This window comes from Escherichia sp. E10V5 (genome assembly GCF_004212315.1).
Taxonomy (GTDB): Bacteria; Pseudomonadota; Gammaproteobacteria; order Enterobacterales; family Enterobacteriaceae; genus Escherichia.
Window position 1 is genome coordinate 1 of the sequence record NZ_RHJM01000043.1, and the last position, 4,128, is coordinate 4,128.

4 protein-coding genes, 4 tRNA genes and 1 pseudogene are annotated in these 4,128 nt (G+C 46.8%); 7 read left to right on the top strand and 2 right to left on the bottom strand.

Annotation, left to right across the window (positions count from 1 at the left end; translation table 11 throughout):
• The first annotated feature begins 106 nt into the window (after positions 1-106).
• Positions 107-1,135, top strand: coding sequence for a UDP-N-acetylmuramate dehydrogenase (murB, locus tag D9738_RS23035; protein ID WP_130261282.1), 1,029 nt, complete (start codon positions 107-109; stop codon positions 1,133-1,135).
• Positions 1,132-2,097, top strand: coding sequence for a bifunctional biotin--[acetyl-CoA-carboxylase] ligase/biotin operon repressor BirA (gene birA / locus D9738_RS23040; protein ID WP_130261283.1), 966 nt, complete (start codon positions 1,132-1,134; stop codon positions 2,095-2,097). The genes murB and birA overlap by 4 nt, the downstream gene beginning before the upstream one ends.
• A 28-nt stretch (positions 2,098-2,125) precedes the next feature.
• On the opposite strand, the gene coaA is transcribed toward birA, so the two are convergent.
• Complete coding sequence (gene coaA, locus D9738_RS23045) at positions 2,126-3,076, bottom strand: type I pantothenate kinase (RefSeq protein ID WP_000023076.1); 951 nt, start codon at positions 3,074-3,076, stop codon at positions 2,126-2,128.
• 192 nt (positions 3,077-3,268) lie between these two features.
• Positions 3,269-3,419, bottom strand: a pseudogene (locus D9738_RS25530) (hypothetical protein); the annotation flags it as partial.
• 19 nt (positions 3,420-3,438) lie between these two features.
• Between D9738_RS25530 and D9738_RS23050 the strand changes: the two are divergent.
• The 5 genes from D9738_RS23050 to D9738_RS23070 form a co-directional block, all read left to right on the top strand.
• Positions 3,439-3,514 (top strand) — tRNA-Thr (locus D9738_RS23050).
• A gap of 8 nt (positions 3,515-3,522) precedes the next feature.
• Positions 3,523-3,607: transfer RNA gene (locus tag D9738_RS23055), tRNA-Tyr, on the top strand.
• A 116-nt stretch (positions 3,608-3,723) separates the two neighbouring features.
• Positions 3,724-3,798, top strand: a tRNA-Gly gene (locus D9738_RS23060).
• A gap of 6 nt (positions 3,799-3,804) precedes the next feature.
• A tRNA-Thr gene (locus D9738_RS23065) sits at positions 3,805-3,880 on the top strand.
• Positions 3,881-3,994: 114 nt separating this feature from the next.
• Positions 3,995-4,128, top strand: a 134-nt coding sequence (locus tag D9738_RS23070) for a GTP-binding protein (RefSeq protein ID WP_000031653.1), incomplete at its 3' end; no start/stop codon positions are given.

The window sequence follows — 4,128 nt, forward strand, 5'->3', positions numbered from 1 at the left end:
GGATGGCCTTTTTGCGTTTCTACAAACTCTTCCTATCGTCATATCTACAAGCCATCCCCCCGTAGATACGGTAAACTAGCCTCGTTTTTGCATCAGGAAAGCAGCTATGAACCACTCCTTAAAACCCTGGAACACATTTGGCATTGATCATAATGCTCAGCACATTGTATGTGCCGAAGACGAACAACAATTACTCAATGCCTGGCAGCATGCAACCGCAGAAGGACAACCCGTTCTTATTCTGGGTGAAGGAAGTAATGTACTTTTTCTGGAAGACTATCGCGGTACGGTGATCATCAACCGGATCAAAGGTATCGAAATTCATGATAAACCTGATGCGTGGTATTTACATGTAGGAGCCGGAGAAAACTGGCATCGCCTGGTAAAATACACTTTGCAGGAAGGTATGCCTGGTCTGGAAAATCTGGCATTAATTCCTGGTTGTGTTGGTTCATCACCTATCCAGAATATTGGGGCTTATGGTGTAGAATTACAGCGAGTTTGCGCTTATGTTGACTGTGTTGAACTGGCGACAGGCAAGCAAGAGCGTTTAACAGCTAAAGAGTGCCGTTTTGGCTATCGCGACAGTATTTTTAAACATGAATACCAGGACCGCTTCGCCATTGTAGCCGTAGGTCTGCGTCTGCCAAAAGAGTGGCAACCTGTACTAACGTATGGTGACTTAACTCGTCTGGATCCTACAACAGTAACGCCACAGCAAGTATTTGATGCGGTGTGTCATATGCGCACCACCAAACTCCCTGACCCAAAAGTGAATGGCAATGCCGGTAGTTTCTTCAAAAACCCTGTTGTATCTGCCGAAACGGCTAAAGCATTACTGGCACAATTTCCAACAGCACCAAATTACCCCCAGGCGGATGGTTCAGTAAAACTGGCAGCAGGTTGGCTTATCGATCAGTGCCAGCTAAAAGGGATGCAAATGGGTGGGGCTGCGGTGCACCGTCAACAGGCGTTAGTTCTCATTAATGAAGACAATGCAAAAAGCGAAGATGTCGTGCAACTGGCACATCATGTAAGACAGAAAGTGGGTGAAAAATTTAATGTCTGGCTTGAGCCAGAAGTTCGCTTTATTGGTGCATCAGGTGAAGTTAGCGCAGTGGAGACGATTTCATGAAGGATAATACCGTTCCACTGAAATTAATCGCGCTGTTAGCGAACGGTGAATTTCACTCTGGCGAGCAGCTGGGTGAAACGTTAGGAATGAGCCGGGCGGCTATTAATAAACACATTCAGACACTGCGTGACTGGGGTGTTGATGTCTTTACCGTTCCGGGTAAAGGATACAGCCTGCCTGAGCCCATCCAGTTACTTAATGCTGAACAGATATTGAGTCAGCTGGATGGCGGTAGTGTAGCCGTGCTGCCAGTTATTGACTCCACGAATCAATATCTCCTTGACCGTATCGGAGAGCTTAAATCGGGCGATGCCTGCGTTGCAGAATACCAGCAGGCTGGCCGTGGTCGTCGTGGTCGGAAATGGTTTTCGCCTTTTGGCTCAAACTTATATTTGTCGATGTTCTGGCGTCTGGAACAAGGCCCGGCGGCGGCGATTGGTTTAAGTCTGGTTATCGGTATCGTGATGGCGGAAGTATTACGCAAGCTGGGAGCTGATAAAGTCCGCGTTAAATGGCCTAATGACCTCTATCTGCAGGATCGCAAGCTGGCAGGCATTCTTGTGGAGCTGACTGGCAAAACCGGCGATGCGGCACAAATTGTCATTGGTGCCGGGATCAACATGGCAATGCGTCGTGTTGAAGAGAGTGTCGTTAATCAGGGGTGGATCACGCTGCAGGAAGCGGGGATCAATCTCGATCGTAATACGTTGGCGGCCATGCTAATACGTGAATTACGCGCGGCGCTGGAACTCTTCGAGCAAGAAGGATTGGCACCTTATCTTTCGCGCTGGGAAAAGTTGGATAATTTTATTAATCGCCCAGTGAAACTTATCATTGGTGATAAAGAAATATTTGGCATTTCACGCGGAATAGACAAACAGGGCGCTTTATTGCTTGAGCAGGATGGAATAATAAAACCCTGGATGGGGGGTGAAATATCCCTGCGTAGTGCAGAAAAATAAGAAAGGGGAGCATTAGCTCCCCTGAAAATTATTTGCGTAGTCTGACCTCTTCTACCGCATGATTAGCACTTTTCGTCAGGATTAAACTGGCGCGCTCGCGAGTAGGTAGAATATTTTGCTTTAAGTTCAGCCAGTTGATCTCTTTCCACAACGTCATGGCAGTCTTAATAGCTTCTTCTTTAGTTAATTTCGCGTAGTTATGAAAATAGGAATCCGGGTCTGTAAAAGCCCCTTCGCGGAATTTCAGAAAACGGTTGATATACCATGTCTGAAGTAAGTCTTCCGGAGCATCAACATATATCGAAAAATCGACAAAATCAGAAACAAATACATGATGTGGATCGTGTGGATAATCCATCCCGCTCTGTAAGACATTTAACCCTTCAAGAATTAAAATATCAGGCTGAACAACAGTTTTATCTCCATCCGGGATCACATCATAAATAAGATGCGAGTAAACAGGTGCTGTAACGTTTGGCACGCCGGATTTGAGATCGGAAACAAACTTTACCAGACGATGCATATCATACGATTCCGGGAAGCCTTTCTTCTTCATCAGGCCACGTTCTTTAAGCACTTTGTTGGGATGAAGAAAACCATCGGTGGTGATCAGTTCAACACGACGGTGTTCCGGCCAACGGCTTAATAGTGCCTGTAACACACGAGCAGTCGTACTTTTCCCTACCGCGACGCTACCAGCAATACTGATAATGTAAGGAATGCGTTGTCCGTTAGTGCCAAGAAACTGTTCCAGAACTGCCTGACGGCGCAGGTTCGAGCTTATATAGAAGTTCAGCAAACGTGATAAAGGCAAGTAAATCTCGGCAACTTCTTCTAACGAAAGATCTTCATTTATACCTTTGAGACGGGCGATCTCATCTTCCGATAACGTCATAGGTACGGAATCACGCAGAGCTGCCCACTGGTTGCGGTCAAACTGTAGGTAAGGCGTCATTAACGTTTGCTCTTTTATACTCATAAGCATGTTTCTGGCGGTCATAGCTCTATCGGCAAAGCGATATTTGCCATGGCGCGTCACAGTTCTGTTGAATGGGTTAATGGGCAGGAGGGTAACACCAGATGGGGAGGAATAATAAGAAAAAATCTCTTCCAGGAAGCTATCGTTGAAAAGCAATGTGACAGATATTCCATCTGATAAAAAGAATTGTGTTTTAGCTGGCGCGCATTGTTAATGCAGAGTGATGCTGAAAAAGTATGCTAATCTGCTCGCAATTCGGCTGTTTATTCATCGCGTCGCGCAAAATGTGACCAATAAAACAAATTATGCAATTTTTTAGTTGCATGAACTCGCATGTCTCCATAGAATGCGCGCTACTTGATGCCGACTTAGCTCAGTAGGTAGAGCAACTGACTTGTAATCAGTAGGTCACCAGTTCGATTCCGGTAGTCGGCACCATCAAGTCCGGTGGGGTTCCCGAGCGGCCAAAGGGAGCAGACTGTAAATCTGCCGTCACAGACTTCGAAGGTTCGAATCCTTCCCCCACCACCAATTTCGGCCACGCGATGGCGTAGCCCGAGACGATAAGTTCGCTTACCGGCTCGAATAAAGAGAGCTTCTCTCGATATTCAGTGCAGAATGAAAATCAGGTAGCCGAGTTCCAGGATGCGGGCATCGTATAATGGCTATTACCTCAGCCTTCCAAGCTGATGATGCGGGTTCGATTCCCGCTGCCCGCTCCAAGATGTGCTGATATAGCTCAGTTGGTAGAGCGCACCCTTGGTAAGGGTGAGGTCGGCAGTTCGAATCTGCCTATCAGCACCACTTCTTTTCTCCTCCCTGTTTTTTCCTTCTGTTTATTGCATTCAACAAGTCGGGCATGTTGCCTGGTTGATGTGGTGATATCACCGATTTATCCGTGTCTTAGAGGGACAATCGATGTCTAAAGAAAAGTTTGAACGTACAAAACCGCACGTTAACGTCGGTACTATCGGCCACGTTGACCATGGTAAAACAACGCTGACCGCTGCAATCACTACCGTACTGGCTAAAACCTACGGCGGTGCTGCTCG